We start from the raw sequence: 26,235 nt of genomic DNA, 5'->3' as shown, positions 1-26,235 counted from the left end.
GTGGTTCGAAACCATTTCAGCAGATATTTCTGGCTTCGCCATCAGTGTGTGGCGACACCGTTGCGTGTGCTGGCATGAGTGTCGAGCCGATCGGCATTGCAACGATCTTGATAGGATTTTATTGCCTCCTTCGGGGAAGTAACACAACAATTATCGCGGCGGCCATCGCTTCAATTTTCGGCGCATCTGCGGCAATGCTCGTTGGCGCAGCGAATATCCAACCAGGCCACGTTATTCTTGGCTTTCTGGCATTGGGTGTCATGACCCGGCGCGAGGAGGCGCGCGCCCTTGTCCAGGCATTGCGCCCCTCCGAGCCTGGCTTTTGGCTTGCTGGTCTGGTCATCTACGGACTGATCAGCGCCTACTTTTTACCGCGCCTGTTGGAAGGCGCTACACAGATCGTGCCGCTTGGCAGCACAGTCTATGGCGAAACTCGATCCACCGTTCCCCTGACCACTGTGTCCAGCAATTTGACGCAAAGCGTTTACATGGTTGGTAATTTTATTTGTTTTACCATCACCGTTGCCGTTGCATCAACTCATCGAGGCTTCAATTCTCTTGTCGCGGGCTTGCTGGCTTGCTCGGTGCTCATTGTCGTATTCGCCTTTCTCGATATCGCAACCTTTAGCACGGGAACTCAAGCGGTTCTGAGCTTCATGAGAAACGCACGATACACGCTTCACACGGATGAACAGGTTGCAGGTGTCAAGCGCATCGTCGGATCATTTACCGAAACGTCATCGTTCGCACGCACGGCGCTTGGTACGTTTGCTTTCTGCACAACGCTTTGGCTGTGTGGCAGACGCCCTTTTTTGACCGGACTTACCGGTTTGATCTCGCTTATCCTTGTCGTTTTGTCCACGTCATCGACAGGCCTGGCCGGCGCTCCTGTGATCCTCGTTCTTCTTTATGTGACCGCCCTGTCGTTGAGCGGTCGTCAGAAGACTCGCAGTTTAACAACAGCGGCAATTATTTTCCTTCCCATCATCATGCTGGCGGTTTGCCTCTGGGTCGCTATCGACCCTGTTTTGTCGAAGGTCGTTTACAATTACGCCGACCTCGTTGTTCTTGGTAAAGCGTCAACCGATTCAGGGATTGAACGCAATTCTTGGAACGCGCTCGGCATTAAGAATTTTGTAGATAGCTATTACATGGGTGTTGGTCTGGGGACCGCGCGTACTTCGAGCCTGCTGCTCGCATTGCTGTCAAATGTCGGGCTACCGGGGTTATTTTTCTATTGCGCTTTTACCTATGGTGCTTTGCTGAAGCGCCGCGGCCTTCCTGGAAGTTTTACCGCAGATGTCCGGCTTTCGGCCCGTAATGGCTGTCTAGGATTGATGTTCGGAGATCTCTTGGTGTCTTCGGCAATTGACCAAGGCTTGTTCTTCTATCTGCTGGCAGCCTTAGCCACAGCAGAGCCAGAGCGCGCGACACGGACAGCCGCAATACCCTATCCTTTCCTAGGAGTTAAGTCATGAGTGAGACGGCATCCTTCACGATCAACGGTCGCTTCCTTGTCCAGAAGGCAACTGGCGTGCAGCGGTACGCGACAAATGTTGTCAAAGCGTTGGATGAGTTGTTGGCAACATCTGCGAAGCGCGTGCAGATTGTATCGCCACGGGGCGCTCGCGATCTCGGCTTGGCGAATCTGAGCCTCATTGAGGCTGGCCCACTCGCTGGCCACTCCTGGGAGCAAATCATACTGCCAGCGCGATGCCAGGGGCGTCTTTTGAACCTGTGCAACACGGCGCCGCTTTTAAAGACCGATCAAATCCTTTGTATTCACGACGCAAATGTCTTTGCGTCCCCTGAGAGCTACGGGCGCACGTTCCGCGCAGCCTATCAGACGCTGCAGCCGGTGCTGGCGCAACGATCAGCCCGCGTCACCGCCGTGTCTCACGCTGCAGCCCGCCAAATCGCACGGCATTTGCCCGTCTCCCTCAAAGATATTGCCGTTATTCCCAATGGACATGAACACGCCTTGAAATGGGATCCGGCAAAAGCCCAGATTGCACCTGACTTCATTCAAGTCCTGGAAGCAACGACAGGACGTCCGTTTGTACTGGTTCTGGGATCACGGGCGCGCCACAAAAATCTGTCGTTGCTCGTCAATGCGGCGCCAGATCTGGATGCGATTGGAATCAATCTTGTGGTTGCCGGTGGCGGAGATGGAATCTACGCGGCTGACATTCTTCAAAGTCGGCCCAACGTAAAATTTATCGGGCGCGTGACAGACGACGATCTAGCCTATCTACTCGACAATGCCCTCTGCTTAGCTTTTCCATCGTTTACGGAGGGCTTCGGCCTTCCGATTATCGAAGCTATGGCGCGCGGCTGCCCGGTTGTCGCGTCCGACTGTGCCAGCATGCCCGAAGTCTGTGGAGATGCAGCTCTAATGGCGTCGCCGAACGATGCTAAGGCTTGGGTCGACAGCATTCGGGCCCTGGTGCTTTCGCCCGAATTGCGTACCGATCTTGTCGGGCGCGGTCACGAGCAAGCGCACCGCTTTCGATGGTGCGACGCAGCTGCAGTTTATCTCGATTTGCTCGAGAGACCCTCGTCGCAGGCACAATCCTATAATCCACCGCAGCCACGCCTTCCCCGCACGGCCGTGGTTGTCGCGACAAGGGGACGGCCTGAGGTTGTGAAGGCGACTGTTCAATATCTGCTTGGTACGCAAACATTTGCGCCTGAGGCATTGATCGTCTCATGCGTCAATCTTGCAGATGCCGGCGATCTTGTTGACAACCCGGCGGTGACCGTGTTGACGGGCCCTCCGGGTCTTGCCGCACAGCGAAACACCGCGCTTGGCGCATTGCCGCCGACTGCCGAGATCGTGGCTTTTTTCGACGACGATTTCATCGCAGATAAAGAATGGCTTAGGAAGGCCGCCGCGACGTTTCGCGACGAAAGCCAGGTCATTGGCTTTACCGGTCGCGTCCTCAAAGATGGCATCACTGGAGATGCCGTCTCCTTCGACGAGGGCCTCCGTCTCATCGATTCCGCCCCGCCTTGCGATTGGACATGGATAGAGCCCTACAGTCCTTACGGCTGCAATATGGCGTTTCGCGTCAGCGCCATTGGCGACACGCGCTTCGATGAGCGGTTGGTACTGTATGGCTGGCTTGAGGACCGGGATTTTGCAGCAGCCATTGCAAAACCGGGCGGTCGGCTCGTCAAGGGCGCTGATGCTTTCGGCGTCCATATGGGAGTCAAAAGCGGCCGCGTCGCAGGAGACCGCCTCGGCTACTCTCAGATCGCCAATCCCATTTATCTCCTATTGAAGGGTACCATGTCGTCAAAGCGGGTCTTTACGCACATCGGTGCAAACATGCTGAGCAATTTCGTAAAAGCCCTGAAGCCGGAGCCGTTTATTGACCGACGCGGGCGAGCCAAGGGCAACTTGATTGCCATCGCAGATGTGGTGTGTGGGAAAATCACGCCTGAGAAGGCCGCAATGCTGTCCTCTGCAAGCCGTACGCTTAAAGTCAATGTAGGAGCGAAGTCGAGATGACGAATAACAGTCCGCAACCTTGGGAGCGCGCTTCGCGACTATGGCGCTTTGACACTACCCCCGCAGAAACTGTCAACGAAGGACCACTTGCACTTCTACGCTCAGCTGGGGTGCTTGCAACTCGTCATAAATATAAACTTGTCGTCTTTACCACAGTCGGTCTTGCGTTCGGAGTGGTCTATGCGCACTCGCTTCCGAAGGTTTACACAGCGACGGCGACCCTTCTCCTGGAACCTCGGCGCCAAGCTGCCGTGTCTGGTCAGGACGGCGGTGCACAGGGGCTCGATTTGAACCGCGCCGACAGTGAATTGCAAATCATTCGTTCCGAGCGTCTTTTGAGTACCGTGTTCGACACGCTCGAACTGCAGAAAAATCCGGAATTCGGTCCGCGCCCTCCATCCAAGGTGAGCGTAATGCTCTCCAGTTTAAGGGCTGTGGCGGAAAGCCGGTTGAGGTCCGCGTTTCCCTGGACTTCCACGGCACTCGACATGGCAGAGGCCACTCCCACCCCTGTCGGCCTGGGGGTAGAGGAAGAGCTTAGAAAGACAACCGATGCTCGCCAGGCGGCATTTTTGAACTTTACCAGACACATCGAGGCTCGCCGTCTTGGCCAATCCTATGTCATAGAAATAGACTTTTCATCCTCTGAGAGAGATTTGCCGGCAGTTGTAGCGAATGCGGCCGTCTCAGCCTACATCTTGCAATCCGTCGCCTTTAAATTGCAGATGGCAATCTCCGGTACCGAGGCCTTGCAATGGCGTCTCGATGCACTCAACGCGCAGGTTGACGCTGCCACAACAGCGATCAAAAACGGAGCGTTACCAGCGATCGGAACGCCGGACGCGGATGCCCGCGTCATTGGCGCAGCCTTGGCGCCGTTGAGCCCGTCCGGCCCCAGGACCTCACTCATCATCGCTTTGGGAGGAGTGCTGGGTCTATTGATCGGGTTGTTCAGCCTTGCACTTAACCTGGCCTTCAACCGCAAAATTCGCAGTGCCAAGGAGTTGGCACGAGAGACGGGTGTAGTCTGCCTCGGCATCCTTCCGGATGCAGGTAGCCGCAGCAATGCAACTTGGCGGTCAGATGGCTACAGAGCTGCCATGGTTGTTGGTCAACCCCGCAGTCCATACGCTGCTGCAGTCCGCAATCTTCGAACGTCCATCGAGATTGCTTGCTCGTCGGTCCGCAGCGAACGAAGCGTCGTCGTTGCCATAGCCAGCTGGGACGCACCGAGCGGAGCGTCCACACTTTGCTTGAGTTTGGCCCAATTAATCAGCCATAGCGGCCGCCATGTCACACTGTTCAAAGCTGATGTGAACGAATTGCCTGACAATGCCTCGCAAGAGACATCCATGGCGACGAATCTCGCGGACATCTTGATCGCAGACGTGAAGCCCGAGGAAGTCATATTTACACATGGCGACTGTGATGACATCGCCGTCCTCCCTATTCACTCGAAGAATGCGGAATCAAATCTATTCGCCGACTTCAGAGATCGTCGAGTCTCTCGTCTCATTGAAACAGCTCGCATCTCCAGCGATGTCTTGTTAGATCTGCCACCGCTGACAGGATCGACAGACGCGTTGGCGTTGGCCATACATGCTGATGCTGTTGTGGTGGTCGTTACTGAGGGACGCACGACAATCGATGAGGCCATTGACACAATTCAACAACTGCGCAGGGCCGGAGCAAATGTAATTGGCACCGTCCTTAACCGTGCCAAGGCGTAGTAAAGGCGAGCCACCGCCACCTGAGAACCAGCAAAATGATGCGGTGGTGGCGCTCGACCAGATGAATGACGAAACCTTGATCGAAGGAGTGCTGTCTCGCTCGACCGCTTCAAGACGCAGCCCGCGACGTCCCGCGTCCACTGCCCGTCAGATTATGCTTACAACCAACTACCAGCGCGGTGTGCTTGTTGATTCAGCGCCCTGAACAGTGCTGTTTCAAGTTGAGGAAATTCCGGGGCTTTCAAATCGACCCTAACTATTCCTTGTCCTATGCTTGTTAGCGCGTTACTTCACCATCAAAATTCGGGCAACGGAAAAGTGATGAAGCGTTTTGGCGGCTTCAACCCAATGAATCCCGGTCCCCGCTAGGGTGAAACGATCAGCGCCGACGGACGAACTGGCCGACCACACTAGCGGTCACGTCAACCGGTTTCGCGGTCAAGCAGGGCTTCATGCCTGGTCAATGATTTCGAACCTGCCGCGGCCGACGGAAAGTCTCATCCCCAGTGCCAGAAGGGAAAGCGTATAGGCGACTGCTCCAGCCGCAGACACCATCACCAACTCAACGGTATGGTTCAACGGATACCCGACAAGTTGGTAACGCAATGCTAGAACGATGACCGCCATGCACCCGTTGGCTGCCCCCACTTTCCAGAGATTTTTTAACTGAACACCTATGTTGAGCGACAGCAATCGGCGAGCCTCCAAAACGTAGAAGCCGAACATGATGACAGACAGGAGCACTCTCGCTACGCTCGCGCCTATGTAGGAGTAGAGCAAGATACCCGTCGAAATTAGAATAATCCGCAACATCAGGTCTATGGCATTTAGTTTGAAGAGAATATTTGGGCGATTCACCGCCAAACCCACCGAATAAAGGGTTTGGAAATACGGCGTCGTGATCACTGACAGGGCGAGGATACTCAGTGCCGGCGCAGCACCTTGCCATTTTGCACCAAGCAATATCTCCGTCAGCAGATCTGCCGTCAGGGAAATCCCCACGCAGATCGGCAACGATATCAACATCGCAAAACGGGCAGTCTTTAAAAATGCGAGCCTGAGACGCTCCACATCCCCGGAAATACGCGAAAATGCTGACATGACAGACTGCATGGCAGGTCCAATCACACTCTGCGATGGCAACCCAGCCAAATCGCTTGCAATCGCGTATCGGCCAAGTGTTGCATTATCTGTGGCCGCTCCGATGAAGACGCGGTCGAATTGCCAATTCAATGCGGAGACAAGCTGAGACCCACTGAACCAACCTATAAAACTCGAGAAGTCTGAGAAGCGTGCCAGTGAGAATGCCGGCCTGTAGGGTGCCAGTACATAGGATACGATTGCCGAAATGATGCAGTTTGACACAAAATTCGCAGCAATCGCCCAGTATCCACCGCCCAATAAGACGATCGAGATCGTCAAAAAGAATGAGAAAAATTTGCCGCTGAACTCCATCATGAAGGCCCGTCTAAAGTCCAAATCACGCGCGAAATGAACCATCGCGGGGCTGTTGAAACCTTTGACGAAGGGGCCAACCGTCAAAACTGCGACAAGGGGTACAAGCGCGCTGTTATCATTGAAGAATGAAAAGGGCCATGCAGCGCAAAAGATGATGATCGCAATCAGTACGCTTCTCAGGATGCTCAACGTAAAACCCGTATCGAGATGCGTCTTATCGATTACGTCTAAGCGCAATAGCGCTTGGGTCACGGGCATCTCGAGCACAGTGTCCACCACTGCAACAAGAGACATACCCAAGGCGGCTAGCCCGAAGTCCGACGGTGTTAAAATCCGTGCCAAAACTAGCAATGTAAAGAAGTCGACTATTTTTCCTGCGAACCGCGAGACGATTAGCCAGCTAGCACCCTGAACCGCTTTAAAGGCAAGCATTGTGGCTCACTTGGTTGGCTCGTGACAAAACGCAGCCACGCAACGTTACTTTCACAAAAGAGCGTCGGCCAATGCTGAGCGAAAAACAGCAAGCAGGGCGAATCTTCGAACGCGACCTTTCTAGAGAGTATCCTACCGGCAGAAAATCGGCCGTCACCCACAATCGAGCTTTGGACTTGGGGGCATCAAGGCGTTGGCGCTGCACTTATCCATCCTTTGATCGCGAAAATATCAGCCAAGTACGAACGGAGACGTCGAAGAACACTGGAAATGCATCACCAAGACGTACCACGTTTTCCTACATATAGGCTACCGGATATAAAATCGGTCCGCTCAGACATAGTCAAAGAAAATCTCGGATATTTGGACAAATAGTGCGCTACGATCAGAACCAAATTCAACAACGATGCAGATATCTCGCCTGTTCTGCCAATTAGACTTTAAAATTCTCTTTTTTTGAGATATCATAAATATAGCGGTGGAGCGGGGACGTTTTATGACCGACAACCTTATTCATCAGGACCGCGCATCCTATTTCCTTGAGGAAGAATTTGACGCAGTTGTACTTGGTGCTGGAATATCGGGGCTCGTATCGGCGGCCATTTTATCGCGTCAAGGACACCGTAACATTCTCATCATTGACGACTATGAGCACGTTGGTGGAAATCACCTGGACTGGTCTTCAAATGGTTATACTTTTGATATTGGCAGCTTAGTTTTCCAGGATGATTCACCGCTCCTGTTCTATTTCCCAGAATTGCTACCTCTGTATCTACCAATTGAGCCGGAGTGGGCGCGATTGAACCCACAGGGAATGGTGACGAGCTATCCAATCTCGATCCGCGATGACATCTTTGGTAGTGGCCCCGTGGGCACCGTCAGGATATTCGCATCGGTCATCTTTTCTCGTCTCTTCAGGCGGCGAATGGACAATGCGCACGACTTTGCGCGCTTCTGGATAGGGGAATACCTGCTGGGACGTTCTGGGCTGGAGTCGTACATGCAGCGCTTCTACGGCATCTCGACCACAGAGATCGATATCGATTTGGCCAAAAAGCGCATGATGTGGATCAGCGAGCACGCGTCGTTGCGAAAGCTACTATCGCGGTTGCTCCCGCGACGACCTTCGGGCAAACCAAATCGGCAATTGGCCAGGCCGAAAGCCGGCTTCAGCGCTTTGTATAAAGTGGCTGTTGACAAGCTTGAGACCGAGGGGGTCGCTGTCAGTTTGTCGGCGCAAATGAGAAGCATTGAGAAAGCCGGAAGTCAGTTTCGGTTGCGCACGAAAGATCGGATCGTCGTCACCAGCAGACTTATATCTACCATTCCGATCGAACGGACGGTCGCACTATGCGGCTTGGACCCCGGCCCTCCTCTCGAAACAATCACGCTGATCGGATTGTTTTTCAGTTTCAAAGGCGACCGCGGTTTCCGCCAGCCAATTATCTACAATTTCTCGTACAAAGGCGCTTGGAAGCGGCTGACTATGCATTCGGATTTTTACGGCCTGGTTGACGCTCGAGAGTATTTTGGTGCCGAGGTCATCGCCCATCACGCAGGCGGTACGATTGAGAGCGCTGAAGCAGATTTTCGTGAACACGTCTCTGAAAACGGCCTTTTCAAAGGCGAGCTTAGATTGGAAGGCGCCCGCGTGCTTAGCCATGCCTATCCTATCTACAGACGGGGAGCCGCCCAACATGCAGCAGAGGCAATAGAAAAACTGCGCGTATTCGGCATTGAATCTTTCGGTCGACAAGGCGGGTTCAATTATCAACCCACTGCACGATCTTCAACTGTGGAGGCCGAAGAAGCGCTCCGTCCATCAGCAGCTTAACCGTTTGCTTCAATTTACGCCCGGTTCTCTCACCTGACGTGGCGGCAGTCCGAACGTGGCTTGAAAGTCCAGCAATCACCACAAAATGCCCGGAGGCGTATTTGCGCATATTGCATATTCTCAATCACACAAATCGCTCCAACGGCCATGTCCATGCAGCAGTGGATCTTGCTTGCGCTCAGGCCAAGCTGGGACATAATGTCTGTTTGGCCAGCGGGGGCGGAGATTTCGATGAGCTGCTATCTAATAACTCGGTTTCTCAGACCACTCTCTCCCATCAGCGCTCGCCCCTGTCCGCACTCAGGTCAATTGCTGCCTTGCGCGCTTTTGTCCGAAATTGGCAACCTGATATCGTTCACGCCCATATGATGACGAGCGCAGTGCTCGCATGGCCGGTGTGCAAGATCGTGGGCGTTCCCCTCATCACAACTGTCCACAATGAGTTTGAGAAAAGTGCTATCTTGATGGGGTTGGGTTCACGCGTCATAGCGGTGAGCGACGCGGTTGGCGCTTCCATGATCAAGCGTGGCATCAGTGCTCGACGCCTGCGTGTGGTTTTGAACGGAACAATCGGTTGTGCCCGTTCCGGGAACCGAACACATGTTGAATTGGCATTGCAATCTCCCAGCGTCCTTTTCGTCGGCGGCCTGCACCCCAGGAAGGGGCTCCCAGATCTGCTCGAGGCGTTCCAAATAGCGCACCGGGATGTCCCGAACTCGAGGCTGTATGTGATTGGCGGCGGGCCGTTCGAGCACAAATATCGCGACATGGCTTCATGGATGGAGTGCGCCAGCGCCATCCTTTTTATGGGTCCACAAGATGATCCTTTCAGTTGGATGGCAAGTGCGGACATTTTCGCGTTGCCTTCGCATGCCGACCCCGCGCCCCTTGTGCTTTCGGAAGCGCGGGAGGCCGGGTGTGCAATCATCGGAGCGAACGTCGATGGCATACCGCAGTTGATTGAGTTCGGTGCGGCAGGATTGCTTGTCGAGCCGAGAGATATCGTCGGTTGGGCAAGAGTACTTAGATGTTTGTTTGAAAGCCCGTCGCTGGTTGAGGAATGGCAACGCAAGAGCCAGTTCAACATTGAGCGCATGACTATAAAGCGCGTGGCTGCCGAAACGCTCGACGTTTACAAGAGCGCCCTGCGTGACAAGTCGCCGATCGTAAGCGGCTCCACGCACCCGGCAACAAAATGAAACTGATAGACCTGGAGGATACGATGGCAGTTTTGAAATCCCGGCGCGACGTGTTGATTGGATCGGCAGCGCTTGCAGCGGCAGGCACCTTGATCATGATAGGCACTGATGTGCAAGCTGATGAAACCGAAGACCCCACCAAGGACATGTCGCTGACATTTGATGAGAACTTTGCCATGTTGGATCCCGCCATATGGTACGCCGGCGCAAAACCAAGCACATCTGATACAGGCTTTTATGGACGATCAGCGTTCAGTCGGATCAACGGCGAAGATGGCTACAATCCATATGCGATCATTGACGACCCCTCGACAGAAAATGGCAAGGCATTGCAAATGTCGGTCCGTCATCTGGGTCGCAAAATGAATGTGCCAAATTATTATGGCAACGATAATCCAGAATATCAGTGGGTATCTGGGAACATTCAGACAGCCAAGCCCGATGGGACAATCCTGCAGGGCTGGCGAGAGGGATATTTCGAAGCAAGAATGTGGTTTCCGGCACATTTCCTGACGTTCCCCGCATTCTGGCTGATGAACGGCAGGAGCATTCTTCACCCACAGACCACTGTCGAGCTCGACATCGTCGAGCAAAAGGGATCGGAAAGTGATCTATACGGGGCTTACCTGCACGAATGGGGACAACCGAACGAGCATCACCAAGGCGTTGGCGTTCCGACCGACGTCGACATCACCAAGGGATATTTCCGCTACGGACTTCTTGTGAAAGACGCAAAGTTCAGGCTCTATTTCGAGCGCAAGCCAGTTATCGACCCCAAAACCCTCGAACCTGTAAACTGGACGATTGGAAGAGCAGCTGAGATGCAGTCTAACAACGATGTGTACTGGCCGATACTAACATTGGCGCTGCGGGCCGACGTTCCCTATCCCACTCAGCTAGATCCAAACGATTATGAGGCCCACATGCGCGTCGACTATGTCCGGGTCTACACCTGAACTGAGACCGTTGTTGGTGTGGTGCCGCTCTTACTGATTTTGACTAGGGCCTGGGTAGAGCGAAGAGGTTCGACCAGTCATATAATAGCCAACCATGCCTATCCATTCCTTCGCAGCGACGCCAAGGAGTGATGCGTTTGCCTCCGGCTGAGATATGTCAAATCGCAAGCTCTCCGTTCCAATTGTGCGATAATCGGTAACCCATGGTATCACATCGATACCCAGTTTACGGAATATACCAACAGACCGCGGCATATGGAAGCCAGAGGTAACGAGAAGGCAGTGGGACAAACCATTGGCATCGAGGAGTTTCTTGGTATTGATGGCGTTCTCGAAGGTCGTGCGGGATGTGCTGTCTTGCAGTAGCCTGTCATGTTTGATTCCAAAGACAGTGAACATCCTCTCGGCGATAATTCCATCTCCCAGGTAACCGCCGGTAATAAAACCGTCCCCTCCTGATACGATAATGCGCATAGCAGAAAACTTGTTGGCCAGTCGGAGTGCTTCCACAAACCGGTCTCCCGCATCCGTCATTTCGTATCCCCCTCGGACTGTATCAACGTCGTTGGTAAAACCACCCCCCAATATGATGGCGCACTGAACATCGAGTGGATCAGCAGAAGGGCGCGGAAAGCGATCCTCCAAAGCTTCAACCATGACAACCCCGGTCGTTGTGAACAAAGCGACAAGAAGAATGGAAGCCGGCACCAGGACAAGCAACAAGCTGAGCCGCCGTCTGCGGAACCAGATGGCAACAAGTGCGAAGACGCAAAAAATGAGAGAAAGAGAAAAAGGTTGCAGAAGTATCCAAATGACTTTTGAAATAATGAACATTTTGTTCGCCTAAAAAGGATTAGATTTCCTGGAAGTCGGAGCGTTCGGACGACGTTCCCACCGTGAATTGACTTGCCAATGTCAAAGTCCCCGTCAACGATTGGACTACGGTCAGCCAACCGTCTTAGCTACCTCATTATCGGTTCTCACCGGTTTCATGTGATGGCCGGCTAGAGGGCTCGATAGCCTTGCTCTGCCGATTGGTTCGAGGGACGGCCAAACCTGCGCCACCGGCTTTCACACTTTCTAACCGATCACCGAGCCTCGAACGCCGGTACGTCTCCCATTTTCACTGGTGCCCTGCCCGCGGCTGTCAGTATCGCCGCTGCATGGACATCAACGATCTGATCGACGTCAAAGCGAGAAACATAAGCTTTCCGATAATCTGAATACGTTTTCTCATAGCGGAGATTGTCGACGTAATAAGCCATAGCGGCCACCAGTTGTTCAATCTTATCAGCCTGAACCAGGCGTCCCAGCTTTTCGTCGGTGAGGATGTCGCTAGGACCGAACTGACAATCAGTGGAGACCACCGGCATGCCAAATCGCAGAGCTTCGCAAATCGCCAACGACCATCCTTCCCAGCGCGATGTTGAAACAAAAACATCGCTCGCTGACAACGCGGGAGCTGGATTGTCTGGAAGATTGTCAAAAGTAATCACAGATTGCATGTTCAGTTGCAAAACTTGCTGGCGCAAGGCGGCCTCGTCTTCTCCGTATCCGACGATCCTCAGCCTTACGTTTTTTCGTATTCTTGCCAACTCCGAGAATGCAGATATCAGAATATCCTGCCCCTTCTGGTGGGTAAAGCGCCCCACATTGACGAAGGTCACAAAGTCCTGATCGATGGCACAATTCGATTGATCGTCGAACCGTCTGACGGGATTTGGCAGCCAGGTCTGGCGCACCTCACTGCCAAACATCTTTCTAAAGCTTTCCAGCTGCCGCGGCGAAGTTCCAAAAACGTCGGACACGTGCTGCAAAAAATAGAACTTCATGAGGAAGAATAACACCTTCGCCTTCCAGTGACTGCATTCCCTATGCGGATTTCCATGCAAATAGACGGCGATACGTTGAGGGATACCAAGACACGCGATCATCACTAGAACTGCAGGTTCTATCTGAGGCACGACGACGAGCTGGTAGTCCTTGCATGCCACGGTGCGCCGGCAAATTTTCATCATATGAAGAGTATTTCGACTGATGCGGGTGATCTCATTATAAGCGGGACGGGATTTCGGTCTATTCTTGTGCTTGGATGTGTAGAGGACATCCAATTCGATCGAAGCACCAAACTTGCGACTAATCTCAGAGCAAACTGTATCCACAACGTGTTCCACGCCGGCAAATGATTTAGTATTTTGTTGTATATATAATATTTTTATTTTCTTATCTGCGACGATTGACGACATTAGCGACATAAAACTCCGCCTAAAGATAAAATACCGTAATAGAATGTTCTTTCAGGCCATTTTTCACAAAATAACGTCTAACTCAGCACCTTGAGGAGGAGTGCCTCCGCAAGTTCCAGAGCTATTATCTTATCTACCCCTAGTGCAAATCAACGGGCAATTGAATTCTTATTTCATTCGAAACAGAATGACTGCGAAATATGACTGATCAAATTCCAAAGAGGCGGGGTGCGAATAATGGTGTCCGTGACCTGCTCATGACAGTTTAAGCGCCGTCTTCGGTCACACCACGAGAAATCATTGGCATAAAATATCGTCCAGCTTACCGTTTTGTAACGCGTGCACCATGGGTATATGCGAAACGCAGCTTGCAGCGCCTTCCGCTTTTATGCATGCCCGCAACACGATTTACAATATTCAAAATATCTCATGTTTAGAAATAGGGCTAGATTCCATCTTCTAGACTATCTGTACTCACCATATGCTATATACAGCTACGACTGTGTAATTCCGTCAAAGGTTTTTTTGAATTACAACTTTCATTCTGTGATTCCATACTTGAATGATACGTTTTATTAACCCATTAATGGCTTCATCGACGGAGCGAATGGTTTTGTGAATTTCGATTCGAGGCGCAGCAACACGATTCAGGTGGTGATAACCAGAACGGTGCGATCTCCTCGCTGAAACAAGCTTTTGGGGGATCTGGCGTGGTTTTTATTTCAAGGTGCGCTCCTGCCATCCTCCTGGTTCTTTCGGGCTGCGTCAGTGGCCCTGATTATAAGCCGCCAATCATGCCTTTGCCGGCCACTTTTTCAGAGCCGAGCGCCGGATCTTCTGATGGTATCGTCTCCAGGGAATGGTGGCGCGCCTATAGCGACGAGACACTGGAGGCGCTTGTCGCCAGGGGACTCTCTCAGAATATTACCATTCTATCTGCGATTGAGGCGATCAACGCAGCCCAAGGTGATGTCGTCGTCGCTGGATCTGGTGGGTTGCCAAACATCGCAGTTGGCGCGGACCAAACCATAAGCGGTGAAACGGGAAATCTCCGCACAGCGGCGAGCAGCACCAGTACGTCTCGCGGGGGAGCAACGTCTTCATGGCTACTCGATTTCTTTGGGCAGTACCGTCGAGCCCGTGAGGGGGCGTTGGACTCGCTCGATGCTGCCTTTGCGACTGTCGATGTCGCCCGCCTGGCTTACGTGCAGGACGTGGTCACCGGATACATAAATGCGCGCTACTATCAGATTCGTATTTCGATCGCCCGGGAAAACCTAAAATCTCGACGAGACACGCTTAACCTTACAAAGTTCCAGCTCACTGCCGGCGCTGCTTCGAGGTTGGATGTTGTTCAGGCGGAGGGACTGGTCAACTCGACACTTTCGGAAGTTCCCGGTTTGGAAGTAAACTATCGCCGCGAGGTTCACCACATCGCGGCCTTGCTTGACGCGCCAGCAGCCGAAATTCTTGAGCTGATGAAACGCGGCGAAACGCAGCCAGTATACAAAGGTGGCGTCTCTGCGGGTGTCCCAGCGGATTTGATCCGCAATCGTCCGGATGTACGTCGTGATGAAAGACAACTCGCCGCCGCTGTCGCACAGATAGGAATCGCTCAAGCCCAGCTGCTACCTAGCATCACACTCAATGGCAGTATCTCCCCCTCTTACATCCATACGGCCGGTCGCGGCGGAGGCTTGACCACCTGGTCTTTCGGCCCGGCCTTAAACCTGCCAATTCTCGATGGTGGCCTGCTGCGGGCAAACGTAAAAATCGCCGAATCCAACGCCAAGGTTGCCTACCTGACATGGAAAGGAACTGTGCTTACCGCCGTCGAAGAAGTCGAAAATGGTTTGGTGGCCGTCAACCGCGACCCGCAAACAATAGCAGCACTGCGTGCCCAGGTTAGGTCTTATCGCGACGCTGTATCGCTGTCGACGGCAAGCTATAAGGACGGAGCTTCCTCATTACTAGATGTTCTTGACGCACAACGCTCCGTTACCAATGCCCAGCAAAATCTGGCTGCTGCAGTCCAGCAACTTGCAACCGACTACGCAGCTTTAAATGTCGCCATTGGCGCCGGGTTTATCTTACAGACGGATAGCAAGGGTCAGTCGCGTCCCGCAGCCGAAAAGCATGTTGCAAAACTCGGCGTTTCTAACGAGTAGTCGAAGTTGCCTGTAAAAACAGGGATCATCGCCGAAACAGCCGTTTGATCATCGTGCGTAGCGGCGAATTTTTTTTAGGATTTATCCTGAACTCAACAATGGCTCGCGCAGCACTGTTGGGCAACAGAAATAACACTACGGCGACCAAATATCGAGACAGGGTCTCGACGCTCGAAAATGATTGCGCAATCTGCTGACAATACCGACGAATTAGGGGGAGATCGATACGTTGTCCCTTGAGGATTTGCGCAAAAACCTCATGCTCCACCAGATACAAATAATCAGGCTTCATCTCAAACATCGCGCCGTCCAAGAGTTTTCCGTCCCTGCTCAGCCTTTCAAGATGTGCAAGGCGCAATCGAAATACCCGCATCGTCTTCTCCATCCCGAGGTGAGAACTTGAACCAAACCCAGACATATTGTTATTGTGGATCCTGTATTTTCCCAGAGCTTGATCAATGTGCACCACCCGGCCCTTGAAAGGGGCTGCTAAATAAGCAATGCCATCAATTCCGAAATCGTAGTCGATGGCGCCAATCGTCAGGTACACATCGCGACGGTAAATATTGCCCGAGGTTGGCGGCGTAGGATAATATCCGTGACGATTGATACTCTCGATCATCTTTTGATTGTCGTAATCGGGAGTCAAACGCGGGAAGGCGTCCCCTATCTCTTGTCCCTGTGCATCTATGGGCTGCAGCATGTACTGAATTTTCGTGACATCGGGCTCCAGATAAGGGGACACAGTCAGAAGAGCTTTTTCGTCCAAGATATCGTCGGCATCAAGGAAGAGGACGTATTGACCTCGGGACGCCGCGAGACCGGTCAGGCACGCGGAAATAAAGCCGCGGTTTTCGGTATTAATTCCTATTATTCTGTCTGAATAGCGGCTGATGACACTCCACGATGTGTCGGTCGATCCGTCATTGACCACAATGAGCTCAAAATCAGCAATCGGCTGATTGAGGACACTCTCGATAGCAATGGCCACATAATCTTTATAGTTGTAGCAGGTAATAATGACACTAAAACGCGGCTTGCCGTCGACGATCATTGATCTCACTCCAGGCACACAAACTAACCACGATGGCCACGCTGTCGCTGAGCACCTATGCCATGATCGAGACGTCGCAGCGGACCACGATGTGAACAGAAACGAAATGCAACTCGAACGATGATGGACACGTGGCTTACTCCGGCAGAGATTTCAGTTGGCTTTTCTTCGATCGAAACGCGCAAAGCGATACGACATTGGTGGCGTCGACCTGTGGATGCGAATGCTGATAGTGTGCCCGAAGCAACACGCTTTTCAAATCCGTGCAAGGCAAACCACCTATCGGCTGGTCTGGAATACTTATATTCGGCTTTCCCGGCACATGAGAAAACAACGCGCTTTTCACAGTCGCTCTTCGCACAAGGATCGGGTCAGCCTCATCTTTAATGAGGATGTCGATCATGGAGGCCTGTGAGGCGACCCCTGCTGCGCGCAGCGTGACCTGCTTGATTGACGACCAATAAATAATCTGACCGGAGAAACGGTGGTAGACGATACCGTCGGTCCTCACTGTGAAGAGTGGCTTCCACGGATTTCGTTTGCCCACAGACCACCCCAGGATGCTGAGGAACACACAAAATAGACCTGTCACCCAATGGTTTAGCATATCGCTCTCGCGAAAAAAACCACGCTGCTGAGCCGAAATATTGGCTGTGTAAAAGGCGACGAGCACCGCGCACACAATCACAGATCGCCATAGTTCTCTATAGGAACCGCAATAAATGACGATCTCACCGGGGTGCGTGGCCCCTACCAAAACTGGATCATTTTGTTCAAAGACGGCAGTGCTCAGGGTTATCGATCTGCTAGGACGGATTATGGCCATTGCCTGTCCTTTTCAGTGAAGCCACGCCACGATAACCGCCGAAGGTGTCGAGGACTGTTACAGCGTCAGAAGCTCGGTCTTTCCTTGACCATTTGCGCATCATGACGGTTCAGATGCCATCGGCTGACCTGGCGCGGCGATCGGCAAGGTAAGCGACTTCAACGCGTGCCTGACGGCTGCCGTCAGATAGACGGGTTGGACCGCGTTGCGGTACCGTCCGATGAGATCGCCCGCAATTCGCATCGAAAGTCGTGGACCAGACAGATGAACTCCGCTGATATCCACACCAGATAAGACACGTATGCGAGGCACGGCGACGCCATTGATCAACGAGTCACGCTTCATGCGTGTCCGCCCGAGGGTGGAGACCAGATCATCGTTTGCGGTGTTGCCCCCGACCTTTTTGATGAGCTGGTGCAACTTTCCGCCAACAGGACGTGTATGGCAGACGGTCACGCTGTCAAGAATAGCAACAGATTCGAGCTTTCCGCTGAGTTCAACCGCCAGTTTTGGCCAAACGAAATCCATTCCGAAACCGCTCTTGGAATCCTTTAGACTTTCCAGGGTCTCTGCCAAAATCGCTCGACTGAGCACCGGCACCATAATCTCAACGAAGTTGCTATACCGCAGGTCAAAGCTCGGATGCTGAAGCGTGATCAGATGAGAATAATAGGAATTGCGATCCAAAGACGGCTGATACACCAAGAGGCCATGACTCCGACCCGCAGCGAACAGTCTATTTACATCACTGGTCGTGGCCCTGATATCGTCGTCTGGAAACCAGAAGTACTCATAATTTGTCAGCGTCTCAGGATGCTCTTTAAAAAAGCCATAGATCCCGTCCCACTTCCCGCCCTTGCCGCGATGCACGTAATTTGCTTCAGGAAATAGCTTTGTTTCGTCCGATCCGAAGTAACTTACCGCCACATCGAACTGCCGTCCTTCTCCGCACCAACTGCCATGAAGACTTTGGTCTCCGCAGCGCACTACCGCCAATGTGGGTGCCAATACAGGAGCCACGCAAACCTCCGACCGAATAATATTGGCACAACGTTGGAGATCACACTATCGCACAGTTTTAATATTTCAATCTTAATTTCCGATTAAAATAGACATAATTCACTCTCCCTCGTATATTAGTCTACACGATGGACAGGAATAATCGTAAAAGGAAGCTTACGTTGCGCTTTTGTTGTTCGGATAGAGCAGCGATAGCGGTCACAAACCCAACTATAAACGCTTATCTGATGAAATGGCGAACTCCACCAATTCATTTAGAAGCGTAAGTCCTGCAATTGCGGAAAGTTGAGCATTCAAGACAGAAATCCCAAGCAACGCAGAATAGACAGCCTTATGAAAATGCACAATTACTCAGAGATGCAGACTGACGACCTCATTAGCAGGTGTGGTGGAGACCCTGGCGCGATCATAATGAGAACGTGTATTGCATCCTGTACCTTCTTTTTCCTTTATTTCAGTTTGTATTTTTATGGCCTAGCTGGAAGCTTGCTTTTTTGGGGCCCCTGTACCTCAGGGGCGCTTACTTGTTTTATTCCATTGGCGGGAATGCAAAGTCGGTTTAAATCGCTATAGAGTAGACTTGGTAATGCACTTTTACAGAATTTAATTCCGTTGCCGGGTGCAGTTTGCGAGCGCGCTCCTTCACAACGCTCGGCAGTTCGACGGTTGTCGACGCAGCCCATCTTCAGGCGAGCTTTGCAGCCATCGGGCATTTTCCTGGGCTTGGCTCTCGACCGAGAAGTGCGTGTCTATTCAAGATTGGGCTGGGGCGCAGGAGGGTGCATCCGTCGCGATCATGAGCGGTAACGCAGAGATCCATCGCCATCCCGGCAGCATCGACCACCTCGGTGGAGGTTTGAGTGATCGGGACGATGGCTATGCTGCTTTCTCGAAGCCTCATATTGTTATCGCAAAGTGCCCAAAGAACCTGTTGAGCGCGTGCGGGCTCTGCCATAGACCGCGCTATAGTTTAAATATAGGTTGGTTATGGAAAACCGATCCAAATTCGATGAGGCGCGCCCTTTCATCTGCGACAGCAACTCAGGGTCTCTCAAAAGGATTTCCAATTTTTCCGTCAGATCTTTTGGATCGCCTGGCCGAACCAGAAACCCGGCCCGCCCTTCATCGAGAGCTTCGGGAATACCTCCGACCTCTGTCGCAACGATTGCGCATCCAGCGCTACGGGCTTCGATATTTACGAGCCCTAATGGTTCAGCAAGGGACGCCAGCACAAATATATCCGTTTTAGCTAGCACGGTGGTTGGATTGTTGATCTGACCCAAAAATCTAACGCGACCGCTTAGCCCAAGATTTTCAGCTTGCCTTTCTAACTCGTCTTTGTCGGGACCATCGCCCACAACGCAAAGTGTGATGTCATATTTCGCCGCCAACACAGCGAAAGCGCTGATTAGAAAGTTCACACCTTTTCGCGCATGAAGGCCGCATACCGTCGTTATCAGTATTCCTGGCGGTTTTTCGAATACGGCCTTATCCGGTAGAAGGCTTGTCCTGAAGCCGCCCAGTGTTGCGTTTAGTACCACATCAACCTTACTTTTCTTGAAGCCCATTTCACGAAGGCGGGCCGTATCTGAATTGCTGACCGCAACGATCCTATCGCCAAGTTTCATGATCGACGAATGTTTGTCGAAGGAATTGTGAACGGTCGTGACCAGCCTAGCGTTTGAAAATCTAGTCGCGAAATAACCAAAGATCGCGCCGGCCATCATGTGCGCATGGACAATGTCATACTTACTCCGCCTTACCAGAAGCGAAAGAGAAACAAGCGAAGCCGCCAATTTAAATGGATTTTTGCCGCGCTGCATAAGTTTAATATGATGCGCCCCCATCGCGCTTAGACCCTGTTCGTACTCGCCCCCATGGCTTGCGTAGCCCACAAAGTCACCACTCGCCGCCTGAATGCAGGCTAGATCAACAGCAAGGTGAACGTTTCCATGTCCATGATGACAATGATTGGCCAAATGAAGAATGCGCATTTTCCGATACCCCCCTAGTAATCCGGCACCATTCTGAGGGCAGCACCGTCGGCAATCTTTCAATTGCTACTCCCTTGCAAGATATAAGCTTAAGGTAGTGATTTTGTATACCTTCTTATAATCCACGAAGGAAAGCAGATAACCAGCAAGCCTTACCGCATGCGGCCTCTGTCATGATGACGCAGGGTGAAGGGTGTCCAGGCCAATTCAATATCTCCGTTTTTGTCGCAAAATACAAAGAATCTGATTGCCGCCCTTCACTCAACCCCGCATCCGTAACGCCATTCTTGAACAGACACTGAACGACCGAGATCGGATACGACTTGGCTTGCCATTGCAGCCTCGAACGCGCAAGTCCCTGCCACACGGGGTCCGCATCGTTTTCGTGATTGTCAGGTCCAAACACGAACATGCCGCGACCAGTCGTCTGCATGTAAGCTGTTTCTATCATGCACTTTAGAAGGTGCGACGCGGCACCACCGCCGTGATCCTCTGCCGCTGCGGCCTCCATGAAGAACATGATCGGTCCAAACGTAATGCCCATAAAGCGAGCCAGCGTCTTGTCACCGCTGACGTTCCGGGCGGTGAAGCTAAACTTTGAGGTGGTAAGGACCCGGCTCAACGACCGAATGACCAGGCTTGCTCGTGACGTCAAAATACGCTTTTTTTTAAAAAGGCGAAGCCTAGAAAGCTCAAGTGGAACGAGGTCCCAGAAAATCTGCCATTGGCGGCGGATTGCAAAATCAAGGCCTGGATAGGACCGTTCGGCTTTCTGGACATTTCGCCGGGCATTTTTGCTGACCTCCTTGTAAAAAGCATCAAAACTCTCCCACCGCTTGAAATCAATCGCAATCATATCGACTGCCGCTGTCGATATGACGGACACTCCAGGGAGCGCGTGGAGCTCCGCAGATCGGCATTTATCCAGACACCAGTCAGATCCATAGCGATAGTATCCATCTCCCAGATGGCTAAGCACCGCCCGCATCGACAACGACCAAAGATGCCGATAGTCCGGGAGCACCTGAATGGCATCGCAGAACACATGGTCGCTCTTACGAATTCCGACCGCACATTGACCGATTTTCACCTGATCATCGGCGGTACACAATATAATGTCCAGCCGCACCAGTCTCATCAACGGGTTGTAGTCAATCTGCCACATCCGGGATGCATGAAAGGCGCAACGGAAAGACGCTTCGCATCTTTGAGCGAATGCGTCCCAACTGGTGGCTCCCTGTGTAAACGCAAAAACCCGGATTGCCACTGGGCTTTCCTGCAATTTGCGCGACGCGATATACAACTCCTGCGTCAATTCATCCACAACACATTCCTGCATAAAAACAGATGGATAGCTTTTCAGACATTTTTAGCCGCGTTCACTGGGAACTAGTTTTGGCTACACATAAGCATGTCAGTGTCATTATTTTAATCGGGTAAGATTAATTACTCATGGAGTCAACCATACCGGAATAACTTTACTCCAAAAATATTGCGAAATGTCAAGTGATGCCTGTTTTCTGGCCGAGATATCTTCCAGCCACCCCATCGAAACCCAATACTCTCTTCTATCGGAAATATTTGCTTTTGCCAGATGATGCGAGCGGCGGGTGGTCGGCCAATCTCTGACAGGGACGGTGTCCGCGCGCCGCGCAGAACGACGCGATCTCTGTGGGCCGCAATAGGTGCTTACTCTCGCAGCTCTTGGAGGACGTAGCGAGATGGAGTTTCGTTCTGCACGAGGGGCATGCCAGATCTCATACTGTTGGCATTTTCAATGCCGTCGCCTTTTATGGGACGTCGATCGAGCAGACATCGCACAAGATGTCTCCTCGTGCGGCTTGGCGCAAGGTTCAAGACGTACGGTCTGCTCTTCCGTGTTGTAGAACACTTTTAGGGTTAGCGATGATCGCACTACTTTGTATTCCCGCCGCAGCGTCGTCGATGTTTGTTCTGCTAGCGGTTTTTGCGCCGAGACTGGCACCATTGGTTGACGACTTCGAGGAGAGCAATGTTCTGCCCTTCAGGAAGCCCCATAGAACCAGTCATCTATCAGACTGACAGGCGTCAAGCGCGAGTTCCGTTGTCCCATTTAGGGAAAGAAAAAGCTAGCGCGGTGAGAGCCTTCTAGACGCTTACGTCGTATTTTCCCTTTGCATTATTTCGCGAATGCGTCGACTGTGGCAGTGAGATAAGGCCTAGGTTTCAACCGCAGATCCACCTTCGAAAAGCGGTGCAAGGTTCGGGGAGCTTCCCTTGATAAGGTGCATCGCCCCAGCCGGTCTCGTAACCCTTACCATCTGCCTTTTCATTCAGTTATCTACAGTCGCTGCGTGGGGAGGTAGAGCTAGCCCGGCTTGTCTTTATTCGATGGTTGACGCCCCAGGTCGGGTACTTTGCATTCATGCCGGAAGCTTGAACCGCGACATTTGCAGCGCGATGGAAACCTTTGCGACGAGAAGCCAGCTACCGCCTGACTTCTTTGCACGTCTAATATGGCGCGAAAGCCGTTTTAGGGCGGAAGCAATCAGCCCAAAGGGTGCTCAGGGCATAGCGCAGTTCATGCCGGCTACCGCAGCGCTTCGTGGTCTGAAGGACAGCTTTGATGTGTTGGAGGCCCTCCGGGCTTCATCCCAATATTTGATGAAGCTTCGGACCCGCTTCGGTAATCTTGGACTCGCAGCTGCAGCCTATAATGCTGGAGAGCAGCGTGTTTCGACATTCCTGCTTGTCGGAGGCTTACCGTTGGAATCCAGGAACTATGTTTTTGGGATCACGGGGCACACCGCAGACGAGTGGAGGCGCTCGCCGAGCGACCTGATCCTTCCGCCACTTGACGAACACCGCGCGTTCATGGATGCCTGCGTCGCGCTTGCTGCCACACGACGTCTCGTGGAGCCAGCAGATCAATCTGAAGGTGTTTGGATGCCGTGGGGAGCACAATTGGCAGCAGCACCAAATAGTGTGACTGCGCGGGCGTTATTTACACGGATCTCTGCCAGGTTGCCGGCCCCTTTAAACACGGAGGCACCTTTGATTCTGCGCAAGATAGATCGGGATTTTGGATATAAACCGCGCTATTCTGCTCGAATAGGAAGGACGCAGCGTAGAGATGCGGAAGACGCCTGCAAAATTGTGGAGCGCGCCGGTTTTCCATGTTTGGTGTTCAAGAACTTTTAATGCATGAACGCGTAGAAATCCTGAGCTAGCGTGCGCAACGAACAGCATCTCGTGCGTTTGCACGGGATATGACCGGGCGACCAACGCTCTGGAATAGCCAAGGTTGGCATGCGCCACCTGCAGCTCTGTTCGCTCGCTTCCAATGATCGCCCAGTCCTCCGACAAAACGAACTGAAATGCTTCGCCAGGCGCGAACGTTCCAGCCAATCGCCTGCAGCTCGATCTGCAAAGCGGCGCTCCACTTGCAAGCGAACGCTGCACTGGATTGTACTGGCCTTCATAACCAAGGCTCGTCAGTTCGGCGTCGAACTGCTTCAGGGTCCGCAGCCTCTTAGGCGATGCGGCGAGCTTCGTTAATGTCGTCGTCGAAGACCTCGGCAAGTATGTCGAGAATTTTTAAGACCGGCTCAGAATTGCATGAGTAATAGACATTTCGCGCATCACGGCGCCTCTGGACGAGATTGGCGCTCCGAAGCTTTGCGAGATGTTGTGACAGAACAGACTGGCTGAGGCCGATGGTTTTGGCGAGATGCCCCACAGACATCTCGGTTCGGCAAAGTATATCGAGAATATGGAGTCTGTTGGCGTTCGCCATAGCATCGAGAAGCGCGGCGGCCTCCTGGATGTTCAAAACAGATTGGTATCGTCTCGTAGCCATAGACATCCTATCCTATCCTATCCAATCCTAATCTGCAGGCAGCCAATCTCATGATTGTTGCTTTCCCCGCGCGAAACGCGCAAGGATCACCAACCTGACGCGACGCAAACATTATAAATCTTACATTAAACTCCACTTTAAGAAGTGAGAGTTTTCACATGCCTCGCGTGAATTAATTTACGTCTATTCAATCGAATGAGACTTGCGCCGCCTCGATAATCCGTGCGGCGGCCTTGTGGTGAAGGAACTGCGTCCAGAGACTCATGCATTGCTAATCAAATGGTCTTCAGCGATCGGGATGTCAATCGAGCTGTCAGAGTTGGTGCTCTCCTGGAGCGCTTACCGAAACAGTCAACGCCAACGGCATTCTGGAACCGTCCCGATCGGCAAAGGTTGGTGCACAGGTCACGGGGTAATTATAGGCCGTCCACGCCTCGCTTGGAGAAGAAGTCAAGGAAGGAGATCTGATCGCCGAAGTCGAATCTCTACAGGAGCAGAACGACCTGCGGCAGGCAAAGGCGTCGCTGGCGGATACGATCGACACGACGCGCATCGACGTCAAACTCCACACCGTCAGCCGCACCCTCCGCCCGGATATCCCGAAACGTCGCAAGCATCAGCTCCGCGCTCGTCCTCAGGAATGCGCTGAGCGTTTTCGATCCGGCGATCTGCATCTGGCGGCGCTCGGCGGGCGTTGATCAGGACTGGACATCAAATAGTGAGCAGGTGTTTTTTGAAGTCTGATGCCGGAAAACTCACACGCCTTGTCTACCACTGGACTCTCGGCGGTCTTCTTACTTCGCCGCTGTTATCGGTTCCTTGATCTAACAATTTGGAATTTATTGCTCCTCTTGGAAGAAATGCGTAGACTGCTAAAAATTCTCATTGATTATCGCTCTGTCGATCTCGAGTATTTGCCGTCTTTTCATCTGACGTTAAAAGAACGAGGGAAGGAGGATCTCGGCCGGAATGACCGTTTCAGATCTTGAACCCGTCAACGCCATGCGCAAGCGGAGCCTTTACGAGGAACTTTACAACCAATTGAAAGATGACATCTTAGGCGGACGCGTCTCCACTGGTACCGTCTTGCTGGAAGGCCCTCTCGCCGAACTTCTGGGCAGCAGCCGAGCTCCTGTCCGCCAAGCTCTAAGGCTCCTTGCAGCAGATGGCCTGATTAACCGCTTCGAAGGCCGCGGTTTTGTCGTCGGCCCGGCTGGAACCAAGATAAAGCGCGTCAATATCTCGGAAAGCCTCGGACACCTCGTTGATGCGCAGGACAGGCCTTTGTTTGCGTGGCAGGCACTTTACGAGGATGTGGAGCGAATCGTTGTCCACCGATCTTTTTTCGGGCGTTTTCGTATCAACGAGTTGGAGCTGGCCCGTTGCTACGGGGTCGGTCGCACCGTCGCTCGAGATGTGCTTCTCAAACTGGAAACCCTGGGTATCACGGAAAAGGATGACAGCTTCCGTTGGTCTATTGTTCCCCTGGACAGCCGCCGCATCACCGATCTTTACGAAGTCCGCGAGCAAGTCGAGCCATTGGCGCTTGCACGCGCCATGGATGCGGTGCCGGACGATCATATCGACAGGATGCTAACGCGCCTTTCGCAGACGCTCGAGACCTATCCCAATGTTTCGTCCGCGATTATGTATGATCTTGAACTGGATTTGCATGTTCGCAGCATCCAGCCCTGCCCGAACAAGGAGCTTCTCAGTATCCTGCAGCGCACCCACTGCATTCTCACGCTGAGCAAGCACGTGCTCGGTATCCAGATGGAGATGCCAGAATACGAACCCTTTCTGGCCGAGCATATCACCGTTTTCCGCATGATGCGCCGTCGCGACAAGGATGGGCTGATGCTGGCCATGCGCAGCCATATCCACGGGTCCAAATCTAAGGTTGTCGAGCGAGCCGCGACCGTGCGGCAAACTTGTCAGCCGGACGATTGCAGCTTCATCGTTTGAT

The 26,235-nt window shown here is 52.6% G+C and carries 19 protein-coding genes and 1 pseudogene; 9 read left to right on the top strand and 11 right to left on the bottom strand.

Features of this window, described 5'->3' with window-relative positions:
- Positions 1-74: 74 nt before the first annotated feature.
- Genes J5278_RS25485 through J5278_RS25475 form a run of 3 tightly spaced genes read left to right on the top strand, consistent with a single transcriptional unit; the run spans position 75 to position 5,244 of the window.
- Entirely contained in the window at positions 75-1,478 is a 1,404-nt protein-coding gene (locus tag J5278_RS25485; protein ID WP_209186121.1) for a hypothetical protein, read from the top strand.
- Complete coding sequence (locus J5278_RS25480; RefSeq protein WP_209186120.1) at positions 1,475-3,514, top strand: glycosyltransferase; 2,040 nt, start codon at positions 1,475-1,477, stop codon at positions 3,512-3,514. The genes J5278_RS25485 and J5278_RS25480 overlap by 4 nt, the downstream gene beginning before the upstream one ends.
- Positions 3,511-5,244: a Wzz/FepE/Etk N-terminal domain-containing protein gene (locus J5278_RS25475; protein WP_142831105.1), complete on the top strand. Its 1,734-nt coding sequence runs from the start codon at positions 3,511-3,513 to the stop codon at positions 5,242-5,244. Before J5278_RS25480 ends, J5278_RS25475 begins: the two co-directional genes overlap by 4 nt.
- A gap of 450 nt (positions 5,245-5,694) precedes the next feature.
- On the opposite strand, the gene J5278_RS25470 is transcribed toward J5278_RS25475, so the two are convergent.
- Complete coding sequence (locus J5278_RS25470) at positions 5,695-7,134, bottom strand: lipopolysaccharide biosynthesis protein (protein WP_209186118.1); 1,440 nt, start codon at positions 7,132-7,134, stop codon at positions 5,695-5,697.
- Positions 7,135-7,630: 496 nt separating this feature from the next.
- Between J5278_RS25470 and J5278_RS25465 the strand changes: the two genes are divergently transcribed.
- The 3 genes from J5278_RS25465 (at position 7,631) to J5278_RS25455 (ending at position 11,123) form a co-directional block, all read left to right on the top strand.
- Complete coding sequence (locus tag J5278_RS25465; RefSeq protein WP_209186117.1) at positions 7,631-8,968, top strand: NAD(P)-binding protein; 1,338 nt, start codon at positions 7,631-7,633, stop codon at positions 8,966-8,968.
- Positions 8,969-9,069: 101 nt separating this feature from the next.
- Positions 9,070-10,167, top strand: coding sequence for a glycosyltransferase family 4 protein (locus tag J5278_RS25460; protein ID WP_219258804.1), 1,098 nt, complete (start codon positions 9,070-9,072; stop codon positions 10,165-10,167).
- A gap of 23 nt (positions 10,168-10,190) precedes the next feature.
- Entirely contained in the window at positions 10,191-11,123 is a 933-nt protein-coding gene (locus J5278_RS25455; protein WP_142831101.1) for a 1,3-beta-glucanase, read from the top strand.
- 30 nt (positions 11,124-11,153) lie between these two features.
- Here J5278_RS25455 and J5278_RS25450 read toward each other — a convergent pair whose 3' ends face one another.
- Together J5278_RS25450 and J5278_RS25445 are read right to left on the bottom strand one after the other, a co-directional pair.
- The gene (locus J5278_RS25450; RefSeq protein ID WP_209186115.1) at positions 11,154-11,957 is read right to left on the bottom strand and encodes a YdcF family protein; all 804 of its coding nucleotides are present in this window, start codon (positions 11,955-11,957) and stop codon (positions 11,154-11,156) included.
- Between the two features lie 254 nt (positions 11,958-12,211).
- The gene (locus J5278_RS25445) at positions 12,212-13,369 is read right to left on the bottom strand and encodes a glycosyltransferase (RefSeq protein ID WP_257623445.1); all 1,158 of its coding nucleotides are present in this window, start codon (positions 13,367-13,369) and stop codon (positions 12,212-12,214) included.
- Positions 13,370-14,079: 710 nt separating this feature from the next.
- On the opposite strand from J5278_RS25445, the gene J5278_RS25440 reads away from it, so the two are divergent.
- Positions 14,080-15,537, top strand: a complete 1,458-nt coding sequence (locus J5278_RS25440; protein WP_209186113.1) for an efflux transporter outer membrane subunit — start codon at positions 14,080-14,082, stop codon at positions 15,535-15,537.
- 25 nt (positions 15,538-15,562) lie between these two features.
- On the opposite strand, the gene J5278_RS25435 is transcribed toward J5278_RS25440, so the two are convergent.
- From J5278_RS25435 to J5278_RS25415, 5 genes are all read right to left on the bottom strand, one after another.
- Positions 15,563-16,591, bottom strand: a complete 1,029-nt coding sequence (locus J5278_RS25435) for a glycosyltransferase family 2 protein (protein ID WP_209186112.1) — start codon at positions 16,589-16,591, stop codon at positions 15,563-15,565.
- Between the two features lie 136 nt (positions 16,592-16,727).
- On the bottom strand, positions 16,728-17,417 hold the full coding sequence (locus tag J5278_RS25430) for a hypothetical protein (protein WP_209186111.1): 690 nt from the start codon (positions 17,415-17,417) through the stop codon (positions 16,728-16,730).
- Positions 17,418-17,516: 99 nt separating this feature from the next.
- Positions 17,517-18,437, bottom strand: coding sequence for a DUF707 domain-containing protein (locus tag J5278_RS25425; RefSeq protein WP_209186110.1), 921 nt, complete (start codon positions 18,435-18,437; stop codon positions 17,517-17,519).
- Positions 18,438-19,342: 905 nt separating this feature from the next.
- Positions 19,343-20,431 (bottom strand): glycosyltransferase, encoded by a 1,089-nt coding sequence (locus tag J5278_RS25420; RefSeq protein ID WP_209186109.1) that lies wholly within the window; start codon positions 20,429-20,431, stop codon positions 19,343-19,345.
- A gap of 115 nt (positions 20,432-20,546) precedes the next feature.
- Positions 20,547-21,755: a hypothetical protein gene (locus tag J5278_RS25415; RefSeq protein ID WP_209186108.1), complete on the bottom strand. Its 1,209-nt coding sequence runs from the start codon at positions 21,753-21,755 to the stop codon at positions 20,547-20,549.
- 1,091 nt (positions 21,756-22,846) lie between these two features.
- On the opposite strand from J5278_RS25415, the gene J5278_RS25410 reads away from it, so the two are divergent.
- On the top strand, positions 22,847-23,611 hold the full coding sequence (locus tag J5278_RS25410; RefSeq protein WP_244615416.1) for a lytic transglycosylase domain-containing protein: 765 nt from the start codon (positions 22,847-22,849) through the stop codon (positions 23,609-23,611).
- Between the two features lie 30 nt (positions 23,612-23,641).
- Here J5278_RS25410 and J5278_RS31720 read toward each other — a convergent pair.
- The 3 genes and pseudogenes from J5278_RS31720 to J5278_RS25400 all read right to left on the bottom strand — a co-directional run.
- Positions 23,642-23,806: pseudogene (locus J5278_RS31720) on the bottom strand (IS21 family transposase); the annotation flags it as partial.
- Positions 23,807-23,942: 136 nt separating this feature from the next.
- Positions 23,943-24,269: a helix-turn-helix transcriptional regulator gene (locus J5278_RS25405; RefSeq protein WP_142831091.1), complete on the bottom strand. Its 327-nt coding sequence runs from the start codon at positions 24,267-24,269 to the stop codon at positions 23,943-23,945.
- Between the two features lie 485 nt (positions 24,270-24,754).
- Positions 24,755-24,943, bottom strand: coding sequence for a hypothetical protein (locus J5278_RS25400; protein WP_209186107.1), 189 nt, complete (start codon positions 24,941-24,943; stop codon positions 24,755-24,757).
- A 295-nt stretch (positions 24,944-25,238) separates the two neighbouring features.
- On the opposite strand from J5278_RS25400, the gene J5278_RS25395 reads away from it, so the two are divergent.
- Positions 25,239-26,234 (top strand): GntR family transcriptional regulator, encoded by a 996-nt coding sequence (locus tag J5278_RS25395; protein WP_209186106.1) that lies wholly within the window; start codon positions 25,239-25,241, stop codon positions 26,232-26,234.
- The last annotated feature ends 1 nt before the right edge of the window (position 26,235 follow it).

Source organism: Rhizobium sp. B21/90, from assembly GCF_019355815.1.
In the GTDB taxonomy this organism is placed as follows: Bacteria; Pseudomonadota; Alphaproteobacteria; order Rhizobiales; family Rhizobiaceae; genus Rhizobium; species Rhizobium rhododendri.
This window is presented reverse-complemented; position numbering and strand designations above follow the sequence as displayed.